Annotated in this window: 11 protein-coding genes; 7 read left to right on the top strand and 4 right to left on the bottom strand. The window is 69.6% G+C overall.

Annotated features, from left to right (window positions below; translation table 11 throughout):
• The first annotated feature begins 35 nt into the window (after positions 1-35).
• Entirely contained in the window at positions 36-1736 is a 1701-nt protein-coding gene (locus GON06_RS09445; protein WP_332837342.1) for a long-chain-fatty-acid--CoA ligase, read from the top strand.
• 49 nt (positions 1737-1785) lie between these two features.
• Positions 1786-3600 (top strand): DEAD/DEAH box helicase, encoded by a 1815-nt coding sequence (locus GON06_RS09440; protein ID WP_332837341.1) that lies wholly within the window; start codon positions 1786-1788, stop codon positions 3598-3600.
• 104 nt (positions 3601-3704) lie between these two features.
• On the opposite strand, the gene GON06_RS09435 is transcribed toward GON06_RS09440, so the two are convergent.
• Together GON06_RS09435 and ligA are read right to left on the bottom strand one after the other, a co-directional pair.
• Entirely contained in the window at positions 3705-4253 is a 549-nt protein-coding gene (locus GON06_RS09435) for an AAA family ATPase (protein ID WP_157312047.1), read from the bottom strand.
• Positions 4246-6564 (bottom strand): NAD-dependent DNA ligase LigA, encoded by a 2319-nt coding sequence (ligA, locus tag GON06_RS09430; protein ID WP_332837340.1) that lies wholly within the window; start codon positions 6562-6564, stop codon positions 4246-4248. Before ligA ends, GON06_RS09435 begins: the two co-directional genes overlap by 8 nt.
• A gap of 63 nt (positions 6565-6627) precedes the next feature.
• Between ligA and GON06_RS09425 the strand changes: the two genes are divergently transcribed.
• Both GON06_RS09425 and GON06_RS09420 read left to right on the top strand, forming a co-directional pair.
• The gene (locus tag GON06_RS09425) at positions 6628-7146 is read left to right on the top strand and encodes an NUDIX domain-containing protein (RefSeq protein ID WP_157312046.1); all 519 of its coding nucleotides are present in this window, start codon (positions 6628-6630) and stop codon (positions 7144-7146) included.
• Positions 7143-8036, top strand: coding sequence for an aminoglycoside phosphotransferase family protein (locus GON06_RS09420; protein WP_157312045.1), 894 nt, complete (start codon positions 7143-7145; stop codon positions 8034-8036). Before GON06_RS09425 ends, GON06_RS09420 begins: the two co-directional genes overlap by 4 nt.
• On the opposite strand, the gene mnmA is transcribed toward GON06_RS09420, so the two are convergent.
• Both mnmA and GON06_RS09410 read right to left on the bottom strand, forming a co-directional pair.
• Positions 7988-9085: a tRNA 2-thiouridine(34) synthase MnmA gene (gene mnmA, locus GON06_RS09415; RefSeq protein ID WP_157312044.1), complete on the bottom strand. Its 1098-nt coding sequence runs from the start codon at positions 9083-9085 to the stop codon at positions 7988-7990. The two genes, GON06_RS09420 and mnmA, sit on opposite strands and share 49 nt — an antisense overlap.
• 10 nt (positions 9086-9095) lie before the next feature.
• Positions 9096-10271: a cysteine desulfurase family protein gene (locus GON06_RS09410; RefSeq protein WP_157312043.1), complete on the bottom strand. Its 1176-nt coding sequence runs from the start codon at positions 10269-10271 to the stop codon at positions 9096-9098.
• Positions 10272-10375: 104 nt separating this feature from the next.
• Here GON06_RS09410 and glgX point away from each other — a divergent pair, with 104 nt between their 5' ends.
• The 3 genes from glgX (at position 10376) to glgB (ending at position 16803) form a co-directional block, all read left to right on the top strand.
• Positions 10376-12445, top strand: a complete 2070-nt coding sequence (gene glgX / locus GON06_RS09405; RefSeq protein ID WP_157312042.1) for a glycogen debranching protein GlgX — start codon at positions 10376-10378, stop codon at positions 12443-12445.
• A 78-nt stretch (positions 12446-12523) separates the two neighbouring features.
• Positions 12524-14599 carry an alpha-1,4-glucan--maltose-1-phosphate maltosyltransferase gene (locus tag GON06_RS09400; protein ID WP_378736078.1) on the top strand — a complete coding sequence of 692 codons (2076 nt, stop codon included), beginning with the start codon at positions 12524-12526 and terminating at the stop codon, positions 14597-14599.
• On the top strand, positions 14596-16803 hold the full coding sequence (gene glgB / locus GON06_RS09395) for a 1,4-alpha-glucan branching protein GlgB (RefSeq protein WP_157312041.1): 2208 nt from the start codon (positions 14596-14598) through the stop codon (positions 16801-16803). Before GON06_RS09400 ends, glgB begins: the two co-directional genes overlap by 4 nt.
• The last annotated feature ends 16 nt before the right edge of the window (positions 16804-16819 follow it).

The following is a 16819-nucleotide window of genomic DNA, read 5'->3' as shown; positions in this document are numbered from 1 at the left end:
CAGCGGGATGAAACGCATCGGAATAGGGTGGTGAGGTGACGACGTTCGTACCCCCGCGCCCCTGGACCGCCAGCTACGCAGACGGTGTTCCCGAGGACCTCTCCCCCGTCTCCGGGTCGCTGATCGACATCGTGGCCGCTTCCGCGCGCGATTATCCGGATGCTCCGGCCCTGCAGTTCTTCGGCCGAGAGACCAGCTACCGGCAGCTGCAGGAGCAGATCGACCGCGCCGCAGCGGGCCTGCGCGACCTCGGCGTCGGTGCAGGCGACCCGGTCGCGATCGTGCTGCCGAACTCGCCGCAGCACATCGTCGCGTTCTACGCGGTGCTGCGCCTGGGCGCCGTCGTCGTCGAGCACAATCCGCTGTACACACCGCGCGAGCTGCGCAAGCAGTTCGAGGATCACGGCGCCAAGCACGCGATCGTGTGGAACAAGGTCGTGAAGTCGGTGCAGGAGTTCCCCGCCGACCTCGCCGTGCAGAGCCTGATATCGGTGGACGTCGTGAACGGTATGCCGTTCGGCATGCGCCTCGCGCTGAAGCTGCCGGTGCAGAAGGCCCGCGAGTCGCGTGAGGCACTGACCGAGAAGGTCCGCGGCACCATCCCGTGGGAGCAGGTCCTGAGGGCCGAGCCGATCCCGGCCTCCCACCCCAAGCCTGCGACCGACGACCTGGCGATCATCCAGTACACCTCCGGCACCACCGGCACTCCGAAGGGTGCCGCGCTGACGCACCGCAACCTGCTGGCGAACGCCGCGCAGGCGCAGGCCTGGGTGCCGCAGATCCAGCGCGGCAAGGGCTGCGTCGTCTATGCCGTGCTTCCGATGTTCCACGCCTACGGGCTGACGCTCTGCCTCACGTTCGCGATGTCCATGGGTGCCCGCCTCGTGCTGTTCCCGAAGTTCGACCCGGATCTCGTGCTGGATGTCGCGAAGAAGCATCCTGCGACCTTCCTGCCGCTGGTGCCGCCGATCGCCGAGCGTCTGCTCGCGGCGGCGAAGGAGAAGGGCGTGTCGCTGGCCGGCACCGAGGTCGCGATCTCGGGCGCCATGGCGCTGCCGCACGAGCTGGTGGTGCCGTTCGAGGAGGCCACGGGCGGCTACCTGGTCGAGGGGTACGGCCTCAGCGAGTGCTCCCCCGTGCTGATGGCGAACCCCGTCGCCGACAATCGCGTGCCGGGAACGGTCGGCCTGCCTCTGCCGGGCACCGAGTGCCGGGTCATCGACCCCGACGACCCCACGCGGGACGTCGAGCCCGGCTCTGCGGGCGAGCTGGTCGTGCGCGGTCCGCAGGTGTTCCAGGGCTATTACGGAAAGCCCGAAGAGACCGAGGCCGTGTTCGTGGACGGCTGGTTCCGCACCGGTGACATCGTCACGATCGACGACGGCGGATTCGTCCGCATCGTCGACCGCATCAAGGAGCTCATCATCACCGGCGGCTTCAACGTCGCGCCGACCGAGGTCGAGGGTGTGCTGCGCCAGCACCCTGACGTGCTGGATGCCGCCGTGATCGGCCTCCCGAGCAGCCACTCCGGCGAGGAGGTCGTCGCCGCGATCGTCGTCGACGGCGCCACAGACCTCGACGTGGAGGCCGTGCGCGAGTTCGCCCGCGGCATCCTGACTCCGTACAAGGTTCCTCGTCGTCTGTTCGTCGTCGACGAGCTGCCGAAGTCGCTGATCGGCAAGGTGCTGCGTCGCGAGGTCAAGGAGCGTCTGCTGGAGCTCAACTCGGGCGACTGACGGGGCGTTCTCCCAGCGCTGAAGGGCGCCCGCGCTGTACGGTTGGGAAGTGACTTCCCCTGAGACTGCCGAGGCCGAGACGCCCGCCACCCCCGGATTCGCTGAGATCGGCATCACCGGGCCGGTGCTGAAGGCCATCCACGACCTCGGCTACGAGACCCCGTCGCCGATCCAGGCGGCGACGATCCCGCTGCTGCTGCAAGGCCGCGACGTGCTCGGCACCGCGCAGACCGGAACGGGGAAGACGGCCGCGTTCGCGCTGCCGGTGCTGGAGAACCTCGACCTCACGCAGAAGACGCCGCAGGTGCTCGTGCTGGCCCCGACCCGCGAGCTCGCCCTGCAGGTGTGCGAGGCGTTCGAGTCGTACTCGGCGCGGATGAAGGACGTCCGGGTGCTTCCGGTCTACGGCGGCCAGGCCTACGGCGTGCAGCTGTCCGCACTGCGCCGCGGCGTTCACATCGTCGTCGGCACGCCCGGCCGCATCATGGACCACCAGGCCAAGGGCACCCTCGACCTCTCCGAGCTCAAGTACCTCGTGCTCGACGAGGCCGACGAGATGCTGAAGATGGGCTTCGCCGAGGACGTCGAGCAGATCCTCGCTCAGACGCCCGAGGAGAAGCAGGTCGCCCTGTTCTCGGCGACCATGCCCGCGACGATCCGCCGTCTGGCACAGCAGTACCTGCGCGACCCGGAAGAGGTCGCGATCAAGGGCAAGACCACGACCAACCAGAACATCACCCAGCGCTACCTGGTGGTGTCCTACGCGCAGAAGGTCGACGCGCTCACCCGCATCCTCGAGGTGGAGAACTTCGACGGGATGATCGTGTTCGTCCGGACGAAGAACGAGACCGAGACGCTCGCCGAGAAGCTGCGCGCCCGAGGGTACTCCGCCGCCGCGATCAACGGCGACGTCCCGCAGGCGCAGCGCGAGCGCTCCGTGAACCAGCTGAAGGACGGCAAGCTCGACATCCTCGTGGCGACGGATGTCGCGGCTCGCGGCCTCGACGTCGAGCGCATCAGCCACGTCGTCAACTTCGACATCCCCACCGACACCGAGTCGTACGTGCACCGCATCGGCCGCACCGGCCGCGCCGGCCGCTCGGGCGACGCGATCAGCTTCATCACCCCGCGCGAGCGCTACCTGCTCAAGCACATCGAGAAGGCGACGCGCCAGCAGCCCACGCAGATGCAGCTGCCCACGCTCGAGGACGTCAACACGACCCGCCTCACCCGCTTCGACGACGCCATCACGGCGGCGCTCGAGGAGACCACGCGCATCGAGGGCTTCCGCGACATCATCGCGCACTACGTGCGCAACCACGACGTGCCGGAGGCGGATGTCGCCGCGGCGCTCGCCGTGGTCGCGCAGGGCGCCACTCCCCTGCTGCTGGACCCCGCGACGGACGAGCTCTCGCGCGCCGTCGAGCGCGACAACCGCCCGCCGCGCGAACGCACGGACCGCGGCGATCGTGCCGACCGCGGTGATCGCACGCCCCGCGAGCGTCGAGGTCGCGGGGACTACGCCGCCTACCGCATCGAGGTCGGCCGGCGCCAGCGCGTCGAGCCGCGCCAGATCGTCGGAGCGCTGGCGAACGAGGGTGGTCTGGGCCGGGACGACTTCGGCGCCATCTCGATCAAGCCGGACTTCTCGATCGTCGAGCTGCCGGTGAACCTCGACCCGTCGGTGCTCGAGCGGCTGCGCGACACCCGGATCTCCGGTCAGCTGATCGAGATCAAGCCGGACCGCGGGGTTCCGAACCGCCGCGCCCCGCGCGACGGCGGGTACAAGGGCAACCGCGACAATCGCGGAGACCGGTACGACCGCGACGCGCGCCCCGCGCGCAAGCCGCGCCACAAGGGCTGAGCTGCCGACCGCACGGCCTCTTGTCGAGTGCACGGCTCGTTCACGCGAGCATCCCGTGCGCTCGGCAACAGGTCGTGCGCTCGACGACCGACGCGCTGCGCGTCCTATCCCGACATCCGAGCGGGATGGGCGACGCCCGGCTGCGCAACCCTGATGCGCCTCGCCAGATCTGCGACGTCAACCGGCGCGGATGTGTCGACCTCGACCACCGGGAAGCCGGTCATCGGCCTGGCCGCATCCACCGCGGCCTCCCACTCGTCGATGCGAGCCTGATCGTCGTGCACGGCATGGCGCGGACGGGTCAGATAGCGCTCGCGCATGACGTCACGCGGCGCCTCGCACCAGACCTCGATCCCCACGGGGGACCCGACCGACTCCCAGCCGCGACGAAACCACTCCTCGTCGCGTCCGGCGAGCCAGACCGACTCGACGAGCACCGTGCCCTCCAGCATCCCGACGATCCGCCACAGGGCATCGGCCGCCAGCGCACCGATCGCACGCGTCGGCAGCGGCGCATCGACAGCGTCACCGAGCGCCTCCTTGATGGCGTCCTTCGAGACGAGCGGAAATCCGAGCACAGCGGCGAGCGGTCCGGCGAGACTGGTCTTGCCGGCGCCCGCCATGCCGTTCAGGACGACGAGACGGTCAGGCATCCAGCGCCGCCGGCCCCTCAGTGACGAGGACGTGGAACTGCGCGGCATCCAGAACACGGATCCCGAGATCCTCCGCCTTCGCGAGCTTGGAACCTGCACCAGGACCCGCGGCGACGAAGTCGGTCTTCTTCGAGACCGATGAAGCGGCTTTGCCGCCGGCTTTGATGATCGCCTCCTGTGCCCCCTCGCGGGTGTACCCGTCGAGCGATCCTGTCGCGACCACGGTCAGACCGTCCAGCACACCGCCTTCCGCGACGGCGGCACCCGGCCCGGGATGCCCCGGAGTGGCCCACTGCACGCCGGCCTCCGCCCACTGACGCACGATGTCCTGATGCCAGTCGACCTCGAACCAGCTCAGCAGCGAATCCGCGATGATGCCGCCGACGCCCTCGACAGCCGCGAGCTCGTCGCGACTGGCGGCCCGGATCGCGTCGAGCGAGCCGAACCACTGTGCGAGAGCGCGCGCCGCGACCGGACCCACGTGCCGGATGTTCAGCGAGACCAGCAGTCGCCAGAGCTCCTTGGTCTTGGCCTTCTCGAGCTCGGCGATGAGCTTGATCGCCGAGGACGACGGCTGAGGGCCTTCGATCCCATCCTTCTTCTCGGCCGCCGTGGGGTTGCGACGGAACGGCGAGCGGGTCTTCACGACGCCGTCGTCGTCCTCCTTGGGCAGGCCCGTCTCGGAGTCCCGCACTACGACGGAGATCGGCACGAGGTCTTCCAGCACGAGCGAGAACAGCCCCGCCTCGGTGTCGAGCGGTGGCTCTGCAGGGAGGCTGGGCTGCGTCAGCGCTGCCGCCGTGACCTCGCCGAGCACCTCGATGTCCAGCGCCCCGCGCGACCCGATGTGCTCCACGCGCCCGCGCACCTGCGCCGGGCAGGAGCGGGTGTTCGGGCAGCGCAGGTCGATGTCGCCCTCCTTGGCCGGAGCGAGGATCGACCCGCACTCCGGGCAGGCCTCCGGCATCACGAACTCGCGCTCGGTGCCGTCGCGCTTCTCGACCACCGGGCCGAGGACCTCGGGGATCACGTCGCCGGCCTTGCGCAGCACGACAGTGTCGCCGATCAGCACGCCCTTCGCCTTCACGACGTCCTTGTTGTGCAGGGTCGCCTGCCGCACGACGGAGCCCGCGACGTGGGCGGGCGCCATCACCGCGAACGGCGTCGCCCGGCCGGTGCGGCCGACCGAGACGACGATGTCGAGCAGCTTCGTCTGCACCTCCTCCGGCGGGTACTTGTACGCGATCGCCCAGCGCGGAGCACGGCTGGTCTGCCCGAGCTCGGCGTGCAGCTCCAGCTCGTCGACCTTGACGACGATGCCGTCCAGCTCATGCTCGATGTCGTGCCGGTGCTCGCCGAAGTAGGCGACGAAGTCGGCCACCTCGTCGAGGGTGTGGCAGACCTTGGTGTGCGGGCTGGTGGGCAGCCCCCACCCGGCGAGCAGGTCGTAGACCTCGCTCTGCGCGGCGACCGGCGGGTTCTCCCACGCGCCGATGCCGTGTACGTAGAGCGACAGCGACTCCGTGCGCAGCAGACCCGCTTCGAGCTCGAGGCCGTCCTTCTTGTCGAGCTGCTGACGCAGGCCGCCGCTCGCCGCGTTGCGCGGGTTGGCGAAGGAGGGGAAGCGTCGGGCGGCGGCTGCGCGCGCCTTCTCCTCGTCGAACGGCTTCTTCGCACCCGAGCGCGCCTCCCAGCGCGCGAGCGCGTCCGCATACGCGCGATCGCGGAACGCGGCCTGTGCGGCGTTGAGCCGCTCGAACGCGGCGACGGGGATGAAGACCTCGCCGCGCACCTCGACGATCGACGGATGCCCGGTGCCGCTCAGTCGCGGCGGGATGTCGGACAGACGCAGAGCGTTCTCGGTGACGATCTCACCCACACGCCCGTCGCCTCGGGTCGCCGCCGAAGTCAGCACGCCGTTCTCGTATCGGAGGTTGATCGCGAGACCATCGATCTTCAGCTCGGTGAGCCAGGCGACGTCGCGACCGGCAGCGGCCTTGGTCTTCAGCTCCCAGTCCCGAAGCTCGTCGAGCGAGAACACATTGTCGAGACTCAGCATCCGCTCCGCATGCTCGATGGTGTCGAGGCCGGTGGCCTCAGCCGCGCCGACCATCTGCGTGGGCGAGTCCTGCCCCTGCAGCTCGGGATGCAGGCGCTCGAGCTCTTCGAGCCGCCGCATCCAGCCGTCGTAGGTGGCGTCGTCGACGAGCGAGGTGTCACGACCGTAGTAGGCGTCCTTCGCATCGAGGATGCGGGTCGTCAGGTCTTCGGCCTCATTGCGGGCGTCTTCCAGCGAGATGTTCTCCGGCACGGATCGAGTCTACGAGCGCCCGCCGACATCCGCCGGGCGCGTCGCGACGACTAGTCTGAGCCGGTGACCCGAGTGATGACGACGGTGTTCCTGCACGACGACGAGCGCGTCCTGCTCCTGCACCGCGAGGGATCCCGCATCATCGAGGATTCCTGGGTCGGCGTCGGTGGACACGTCGAGCCTGAAGAGTACGCGCAGGATGCCGCGCTGCGCGAGCTCACGGAGGAAGTCGGTTTGCGCTCTTCCGACCTGCGCGACCTCCGCCTGCGCTACACGGCGACCAGGGACACCGGTTCTGAGACGAGGGTCGTGCACTACTTCACCGCGCGACTCGCCGACGGGGTCGTGGCCCCTACGAGCTGCACGGAGGGCACTCTGCGCTGGTTCGCCCTCGATGCTGATCTGTCGGGACTCGCCATGCCGCCGACCGGCCGGATCGTCCTCGATCACTGGCAGCGCATGGGCCGCTTCGATGCGAAGACTCGCGACGTGCGGGTGACACGCTCAGGCGACGTCTCCATCGTCCCGCTTGAACGTTGCCGCGCGATTCAACCGGGGACTGCACCTACTCTGGAGGCGTGACGACGCACACCCACGATCTGACGTTCTCCGAGACCGAGGTGCGGAAGCGATTCAACAGTTGGGACGATGACGAGCCAGACAGGGAGTGGACGTGCCTTCGCATCCTCGCCCAGCAAGCTCCGGATCTGGCGCCCCGGCCGCTCCGCCGAGAGACGGCGGAGGGTGCCCCGGTGATCGTCATGGAGCGTCTTCCGGGCACGCCCCTCGGGAGCGGGCCCCTCACCAGCCGGCAGGGTGAGGCGCTGGGGGCCGCGCTACGGCGACTCTTCGACGTGGAGTTCGCCGCCGTCGCGGCGACCGGCCTCGGTGAGCGGCGCCTCGGCGCTTCAACGCTCCGCACGCACCTGGTCGCCTGGGCGGCCGGACCGCACGACCTCAACCCGCTGCAGGAGCCGGGACTCGTCGAGCGGGCGCTGAGCGGCGCGCGCGAGTTCCTCACGAAGTCGCCGGCGCCCGCATTCGAGCTCTCCGTGCTCGGCATCGCCGACCTCAATCCCGCCAACGTGCTGTGGGACGGCAGAGTCTGTCGCCTCGTCGACTTCGAGGACGGCGGCCTCTCCGACCCGGCGTTCGAGCTCGCCGATCATGTGGAGCACCTCGCAGGCCGCGGCGTGTACGACGCCGACGCGCTCATCCGGGCGGTCGGCCTCTCCACCGCCGAGCGGGAGCGACTCGCCGAGTGGCGCACCTTCTGGGCGATCTTCTGGCTGATCATGCTGCTGCCGGGCAACGGCGGCTTCCTGCGCAACCCGCCGGGAACGACGGAAGAACAGGCCGGGCGTGTGCTGCGCATGCTCGACGCGACCCCAGAACTGCAGCGCGGGCGACGAAGCCCTGGTCGTCAGGCCCCGACCGGCACCGCCGACACCGTCGTGTCGATGGTGAACTGACCCAGTACGCGAGTCCCGACGTAGAGCACCGCGCTCTGTCCGGGCGCGACCCCGTCGAGCGGCTCGACGGGCACGACCCGCACCCCGGCATCCGTCACGAACGCGCGCGCCGGAACCGGCTCGGCATGGGCGCGGATCTGCACCTCGCAGTCGAACTCGGATGCCGCGGGGGCGGCGCCCGCCCAGGAGAACCGCTCCCCCGAGATCTCGGCGATCGCCAGCGCCTCCTTGGGACCCACGACAACTGTGTTCGAGACCGGTCGCACCTCGAGCACGAACCTCGGCTTGCCGTCCGCGGCGGGGACGCCTAGGCGCAGTCCCTTCCGCTGCCCGACCGTGAACGCGTGCGCGCCGTCGTGCGTGCCCACGACTTCGCCGTCACGATCCACAATCGACCCCTGCTCCGCGCCGACCTTCTCGGCCAGCCACCCGCGGGTGTCTCCGTCCGGGATGAAGCAGATGTCGTGGCTGTCCGGCTTCTGCGCCACGCTCAGACCGCGCTCGGCGGCCTCCGCACGCACCAGCGCCTTCGACGGCGTGGATCCCAGCGGGAAGTAGGTGTGTGCGAGCTGCTCGGCGTTCAGGACGCCCAGCACATACGACTGGTCCTTCGCATTGTCCGAGGCGCGGTGCAGTTCGAGGCCGTCGGAACCGTCGACCAGCGTCGCATAGTGCCCGGTGCAGACCGCGTCGAAGCCGAGCTCGATCGCCCGCTCCAGCAGGGCCGCGAACTTGATCTTCTCGTTGCACCGCAGGCAGGGGTTCGGAGTGCGCCCGGCCTTGTACTCCGAGATGAAGTCCTCGATCACGTCGTCGCGGAAGCGCTCGGAGAAGTCCCAGACGTAGAACGGGATGCCGAGCAGATCGGCGGCGCGCCGGGCATCCATCGCGTCCTCGATCGTGCAGCATCCTCGGCTGCCGGTGCGCAGCGTGCCACCGGCGCGGGAGAGCGCCAGGTGCACGCCGACCACGTCGTGGCCGGCCTCCACCGCGCGGGCCGCCGCCACCGCGGAGTCGACCCCTCCGCTCATCGCCGCCAGAATACGCATGGGTTCCAGTCTACGAGCGGGTGGCTGGAGAGGTGCCTGACGCCCGCGCATAGGCATCACCGATCGTCGCGAGCACGGCGTCGACGTCGGCATCGGTCGAGGTGCGTCCGAGTGTGAAGCGCAGCACGCCCCGGGCGTCCTGCTCGCTCCGTCCCAGCGCCATGACCACGTGCGACGGTTCCGCGACCCCGGCCTGGCAGGCGGAGCCCGTGGATGCCGCGACACCGGCCATGTCGAGCAGGAACAGCAGGCTCTCGCCCACCGCCCCGGGGAACAGCAGGTGCGCGTTGCCGGGTAGTCGCTCCACGGGATCGCCGAGGAGCTCGGCCTGCGGCACGGCCACACGGATGCCGGATATCAGACGATCGCGCAACGCGATCAGGCGCGCCGTCTCCGCTCCGCGCTCAGCCTCCGCCATCTCCAGCGCGACGGCGAAGGCCGCCGCGCCCGCGACATCCTGTGTGCCGGCGCGCAGCCCGCGCTGCTGAGCGCCGCCGTGCAGCAGCGGAGTCATGCGCGCCGTGCGCGCCACGACGAGCGCGCCGATACCGACCGGGGCACCGAGCTTGTGCCCGGCGACCGTCATGGCGACGAGCCCTACGCCGGCAGCAACCTCTCCGCGCAGCTCGCGGAACGAGAGAGGTACGTGTCCCCAGGCGGCCACGGCGTCCAGGTGCAGCGGCACTCCGGCATCCGCTGCGGCGGTCGAAAGCGCAGCACCGTCGTTGATCGTGCCGACCTCGTTGTTCGCCGCGAGGGCCGTGGCCAGTGCGGCACCCGGCAACGCTTCCGCGAAGGAACTGACAGGGATCCGCCCGACCGCATCCAGCGGCACCGCGCGGACACCGGCACCGGCAGCCGCCAGCGCGGCCGCGGTGTCCATCGTCGCGTGGTGCTCGCCGTCCGGCAGCACGATCGCATCCGTACCCTCAGCTCGTGAGGCCCACAACCCGTGCAGCGCCGTGTTGATCGACTCCGTCCCGCCCGAGGTGAACACCACCTCGATCGGGTCGCAGCCCAGCACGGCCGCGGCGCGCTCGCGCGACTCCTCCAGCAGCCGTCGCGCATCCTGTCCCGCACCGTGAGTGGACGACGCGTTCCCCACGACAGCGGATGCCTCGAGCCAGGCATCCCGCGCCTCAGCGCGCAGCGGCGCGGTGGCGGCGTGGTCGAGATAGAAGCGCATGAGTCCATCCTCCCAGCCGTACGCCTGGAACGGGCGAGACCGGGGGTCACGCGACCCGGTATCCGGATTCATCGCGAGGCCGCTGTGGCATCTAGGCTGTCTCCATGCTCCCGACGTCCCGCACGCCCCTCGGCGGCGCCGCGCTCGACGACCTCGGCGTCCGGCTCCACGACGACGTGGGGACCCTCCGGATCTGGTCGCAGAACGCCTCCTCGATCGAGCTCGTGATCTTCGACGCGACCGACCTGGACTGGGAGACCGCGCAGCTGCCCCTCGAACGCCGCCCCGGCGGCGTCTGGGAGGTCACCACCGACCTCCTGCAGCCCGGTGTGCGCTACGCGATCCGCGTCGACGGCCCGCACGGCCCCGGCAACACCTTCAACTCCGAGACGCTGCTCCTGGACCCGTACTCGCGAGGGCTCGCACAGGGCGACGGCTACGAGGAATGGCGCTCCGTCGTCATCGCCGACGGGTTCGACTGGGGCGGCGTGCCGAAGCCGAACACCCCGCTCGATCGCACCGTGATCTACGAGGGCCACCTCAAAGGCATGACCAAGCGGCATCCCGGCGTGCCGCCCGCACTGCACGGCACGTATGCCGGACTCGCGCACCCTGCGATGATCGAGTACTTCCAGTCGCTCGGAGTCACGGCGATCGAGCTCCTCCCCGTGCACGCGTTCGTGCCGGAGCCGCGCCTGCTCGAGAAGGGCCTCACGAACTACTGGGGCTACAACACCCTGAGCTTCTTCACGCCGCACACCGCGTACGCCACCGAGGAGTCCCGCAAAGAGGGCCCAGAGGCGGTGCTCGCGGAGTTCAAGGGCATGGTGCGGCTGCTGCACGAGGCCGGCCTCGAGGTCATTCTCGACGTCGTCTACAACCACACCAGCGAAGAGGGTCTGGGCGGCCCGCGCTCCAGCTTCCGCGGCATCGACAACGCCCGCTACTACCGTCAGACGGCCGACGGCGCCTACATCGACACCACCGGCGTCGGCAACACCGTGAACACGGCGACGGAGGCCGCAGCGCGGCTCGTGCTCGATTCGCTGCGGTACTGGGCGCAGGAGATGCAGATCGACGGCTTCCGCTTCGACCTGGCCGCCGCGCTCGGCCGCGACGCGAATCACGAGTACACCCGCGAGCACCCGCTGCTGCAGGCGATCGCCGACGATCCTGCGCTGCAGGGCGTCAAGCTCATCGCCGAGCCCTGGGACGTCGGGATGGGCGGATGGCAGACCGGCAACTTCCCGGCCGGCTGGAGCGAGTGGAACGATCGTTACCGCGACCGCGCCCGCAACTTCTGGCTCAGCGACATCGACTACGCCCGCCGCGCCTCCACTCCGGTCGGCATCGGAGGCTTCGCCAATCGGCTCGCCGGCTCCGCGAACACCTACAGCGAGGAGCGCGGACCGCTCGCCAGCATCAACTTCGTCACCGCGCACGACGGGTTCACCCTGCACGACCTGGTGTCCTACGACGTAAAGCACAACGAGGCGAACGGCGAGAACAACCACGACGGCGCCGACATGAACCGGTCCTTCAACCACGGAGCTGAGGGCCCCACCGACGATCCGTCCATCCTCGCCTCGCGCCGCAAGGCGATGCGCAACCTGCTGGGCACGCTGCTGCTCTCGGCCGGCATCCCGATGATCACCGCCGGGGACGAGTTCGGCCGCACCCAGCGCGGCAACAACAACGCGTACTGCCACGACTCCGCCCTGACCTGGCTGAGCTGGGACCACGAGCCCTGGCAGCAGGACCTGCGCGAGCATGTCGCCCTGCTCACCCGGCTCCGCGCCGAGAACCCGGCACTCCGTCCCGCGCGCTACGCCCGGCTGGGTGAGCACGTGCCGAATGCGTCGGTCATGAACTGGTACGGCCAGGACGGCGAGACCATGTCGCTCGAGCAGTGGAACGACCCGAGTCACCGAACCCTTCAGTACGTCGCCGCGTCGACACCTGACAAGGAGGCGTTCAACCGCATCCTGCTCATCGTGCACGGCACGGAGGCGCCGATCGACGTGCGCCTGCCCGAGTCGATCGAGGGCGCGACCGCGTTCGTGTCGCTCTGGTCGAGCGCGGACGAACGCCCTGACGGCGCCCTCCGAAGCTACGCACCCGGCGACGTGCTGCCCGTCCTCGGGACGTCGATGCAGCTCTTCCGGATCGAGTGACGGGGTCCGTTCGGACGCCCTTCGCCACGCGAATCCCGCAAGCTACCCGCTTTCCATGGTGCGCGGTACATTCAAGGTGTGGCTGCTCGTTCTGTCTCGAATCCGGCGGTGCTCCGAAGCCCCGCACAGATCCCCGTGCGGCCCGCCGCAGAGCAGGAGGAAGCCGCGCCGGGCACCTTGCTCGGACGCATACCGCTCGCCGACCCGTCGCCGACGGCTCCGGGCGGCTTCTCGCCGAAGGCCTTCGCCGGCGAGGTGGTCCCGTTCCGCGTCGTCGCATTCCGCGAGGGGCATGATCTCATCGGCACGCACGTGCGGCTGCGCTCCCCCGGCGGCGAGGAGAGCCTGCACCGGCTGAGCCCGCAGAACGACGGCACCGACGGCTGGCAGACGCAGATCGCACTGGATGCCGCCGGCACCTGGGCCTTCCGGTTCGAAGGGTTCTCCGACGACTTCGCCACCTGGGCGCATGCCGCCGAGGTGAAGGCGGAGGCCGGCGTCGATCTCGAGGTCATGAGCATCGCAGGCGCGCAACTGCTCGCCCGCGCCGCCGGCGAGCAGGATCGAGCCGTCGGCGAGCGCCGCGCGCTCAACGCTGCTGCGAAGCGCCTGAAGGGCGCGGATGCCGGCACCCTCGTGTCCGTCGCGACCGATGCCGCGCTGACGGACTTCTTCGCCGATCGACCGCTCGTCACGCTCGCCTCCGCGACGGCCTGGGGCACGCTCCTGGTGGAGCGCACCGCCGCCGGGTGCGGCGCCTGGTACGAGTTCTTCCCGCGCTCCGAGGGCGCGAAGCGCCGTAAGGACGGCAGCATCGTCAGCGGCACGTTCCGCTCCGCGATGAAGCGCCTGCCCGCCATCGCCGACATGGGCTTCGACGTGCTGTACCTGCCGCCGATCCATCCGATCGGACGCACGCACCGCAAGGGTCCGAACAACACGCTCGTCGCAGGCCCCGACGACCCGGGCTCGCCCTGGGCGATCGGCTCCGCGGCGGGCGGGCACGACGCCGTGCATCCCGACCTCGGCACCCTCGCCGACTTCCGCGCCTTCGTGCGCGCCGCGAACAAGGCCGGTATCGAGGTGGCCCTCGACCTCGCGCTGCAGGCATCTCCGGACCATCCCTGGGTCGATGCCCACCCCGAGTGGTTCACGACGCTGCCCGACGGCACCATCGCGTACGCCGAGAATCCGCCCAAGAAGTACCAGGACATCTATCCGCTGAACTTCGACAACGACCCGGAGGGTCTCTACGCCGAGGTGCTGCGCGTCGTGGAGCACTGGATCGCGCAGGGCGTGCGCATCTTCCGCGTCGACAATCCGCACACCAAGCCGCTGCGGTTCTGGGAATGGCTGATCGGCACCGTGAACGCCGCCCACCCCGACATCGTGTTCCTCGCCGAGGCGTTCACCCGCCCGGCACCGATGCGGGGACTCGCCGCCGCGGGGTTCCAGCAGAGCTACTCCTACTTCACCTGGCGCAACACCAAGGCCGAGCTCGAGGAATTCCTCACATCGGTGTCCACGACCACCGCGGACTACATGCGTCCGAACCTCTTCGTGAACACCCCTGACATCCTCACCGAATACCTGCAGTACGGGGGGCGCGCGGCCTACCGCATCCGCGCCTGCATCGCCGCGACGGCCGCGCCGCTGTTCGGCGTGTACGCCGGGTACGAGCTGTTCGAGAACGTGGCCCGCCCCGGCTCCGAGGAGAACATCGACAACGAGAAGTACGAGTACAAGCTACGGGACTGGGCGGGCGCCGAGCAGCGCGGCGACTCACTGGCCCCGCTTCTGCGCCGCCTGAACGCCCTGCGCCGCGAGCATCCGGCGTTGCGTCAGCTGCGCAACATCTCGTTCCACTGGAGCGACGACGACGCGATCCTGGTGTACTCCAAGCACCTCGACGCCGCCTTCACCGGCACCGGATCCGACGACACGATCATCGTCGTCGCCAACGTCGATCCGCACTCCGTGCGCGAGACCACCGTGCACCTCGACACCACGCTCTGGGGCGTCACGCCCGGCGACCCGTTCGAAGTCGAGGATCTGCTCACCGGCGCGGTCTGGACCTGGACCGACCACGACTACGTGCGGCTCGACGCCTTCGCCGAGCCGGTGCACATCCTGAGGGTGAAGGAGCGATCATGAGCTACGTCGAGGACGTCTCCGTCTCTGCCGCGTGGGAGAGCATCGCGCACGGCGCGCACCACGACCCGCACTCGGTGCTCGGGTCCCATCCGAGCACGGATGCCGTGGGCAGGACCACGACTGTGATCCGGGTGCGCCGTCCGCTCGCCGAGTCGGTCTCGGCGGTGTTCGCCGACGGCAGCCGGCTGGAGCTCGGTCATGTCGTGCACGGCATCTGGGAGGGCAGCCACGACGGACCACCGGTCGCCTACCGGATCGCGACCGTCTACGAGGGCCGGGACGAGGACCTCAGCGGAGACCCTTACCGGCACCCGCCGGCACTCGGCGAGGTCGATCTGCACCTGATCGGCGAGGGGCGCCACGAGCGGCTCTGGGAGGCACTGGGAGCGCACCCCCGTATCCTCGACGGCGAGACCGGGGTCGACTTCGCTGTCTGGGCGCCGAACGCGCAGGCCGTGCGCGTGACGGGCGACTTCAACGGCTGGAACGGCGAGGGCCACGCCATGCGCTCTATGGGCTCGAGCGGGGTCTGGGAGCTCTTCATCCCGGACGTGGCCGTCGGGGCGACCTACAAGTTCCAGCTGCTCACACCGGACGGCCGCTGGATCTTCAAGGCCGACCCGATGGCGCAGGCCGCGGAGGTTCCTCCCGCGACGGCGTCTGTGGTCACTCTCGATGCGTACACCTGGGCCGACGGCGCCTGGATGACCCGTCGTGCGGCGACGCACGCCGTCGCCCAGCCGATGTCGGTCTACGAGGTGCATCTCGGATCGTGGCGCGGCGGGATGAGCTACCGCGACGTCGCGCAACCCCTCATCGAGCACGTCACCACCACCGGTTTCACGCATGTCGAGCTGATGCCTGTCGCGGAGCATCCGTTCGGCGGGTCCTGGGGGTACCAGGTCACCGGCTACTACGCGCCCACCAGCAGGTACGGCACCCCGGACGACCTGCGCTATCTCATCGATCAGCTGCACCAGGCGGGCATCGGCGTGATCCTGGACTGGGTGCCTGGGCACTTCCCGAAGGACGACTTCGCGCTCGCCCGCTTCGACGGCAGACCGCTCTACGAGCATCCGGATCCGCGCCGCGGCGAGCATCAGGACTGGGGCACGCTGATCTTCGACTACGGGCGCAACGAGGTGCGCGGGTTCCTCGTCGCCAACGCGCTGTACTGGTTGTCCGAGTTCCACATCGACGGCCTGCGGGTCGACGCCGTGGCCTCCATGCTCTACCTGGACTACTCGCGACGGGACGGCGAGTGGGAGCCGAACGTCCACGGCGGCAGGGAGAACCTCGAGGCGATCCGCTTCCTGCAGGAGGTCAACGCGACCGCCTATCGCAGTTTCCCCGGCATCGTGATGATCGCGGAGGAGTCCACCGCGTTCCCTGGTGTCACCGCGCCCACGACAGCCGCGGGACTCGGGTTCGGATTCAAATGGAACATGGGCTGGATGAACGACTCGCTGGAGTACATGAAGCGGGATCCGATCCACCGATCGCACCATGAGGGCGAGATGACGTTCTCGTTCGTGTACGCCTTCGGCGAGAACTACGTGCTGCCGATCAGTCACGACGAGGTCGTGCACGGCAAGGGCACGCTGGTGTCGCGGATGCCCGGGGATCACGCGCACAAGCTGGCCAACGTGCGCGCCTACCTTGCGTACATGTGGGGGCACCCGGGCAAGAAGCTGCTGTTCATGGGCCAGGAGTTCGGGCAGATCGGCGAGTGGTCGCCTGATCGTGAGCTGGACTGGTGGCTGCTCGACCAGCCGGCGCACCAGCAGCTGCAGGGGTTCGTCGGTGAGCTGAACCGCACCTACCGCGCTCAGGCGCCGCTGTGGGAGCGCGACAACGAGGGATCGTCATTCACCAGGCTCGGTGCGCCGAGCTGGGATCCGAGCGTGATCGCCTTCGAGCGACGCGACGCCCACGGAGGTCGTCTGGTCGTGATCAGCAACTTCGCCGGCGTCCAGCGCACGGGTTATCGCCTGGATCTGCCGCTCAAGGGCGTCTGGCTCGAAGTGCTCAACACGGATGCCGCGGAGTTCGGCGGCTCAGGAGGCGGCAACCTCGGGCTGGTCACAGCGCACCCCGTGGGAGAGGACGCGGTGCCGGTCGCCACGATCACACTGCCCGCGCTCTCGACGATCTGGCTGCGGTACCAGGCCGATCCCCATGTGCCGGCGGCCACGTTCAGCTGAGACGACGAAGGCCGGG

Origin of the sequence: Microbacterium sp. MAH-37 (assembly GCF_009758255.1) — a bacterium.
GTDB lineage: Bacteria > Actinomycetota > Actinomycetes > Actinomycetales > Microbacteriaceae > Microbacterium.
Note: the sequence above shows the minus strand (reverse complement) of the source record. Positions and strands in the feature narration are given on the sequence as shown.

Coding starts and splice junctions, on each gene's coding strand:
- GON06_RS09435 (WP_157312047.1), bottom strand. CDS start 4,253: ATGCCTGACCGTCTCGTCGTCCTGAACGGCATGGCGGGCGCCGGCAAG.
- mnmA (WP_157312044.1), bottom strand. CDS start 9,085: ATGCGTATTCTGGCGGCGATGAGCGGAGGGGTCGACTCCGCGGTGGCG.
- GON06_RS09410 (WP_157312043.1), bottom strand. CDS start 10,271: ATGCGCTTCTATCTCGACCACGCCGCCACCGCGCCGCTGCGCGCTGAG.
- glgX (WP_157312042.1), top strand. CDS start 10,376: ATGCTCCCGACGTCCCGCACGCCCCTCGGCGGCGCCGCGCTCGACGAC.
- glgB (WP_157312041.1), top strand. CDS start 14,596: ATGAGCTACGTCGAGGACGTCTCCGTCTCTGCCGCGTGGGAGAGCATC.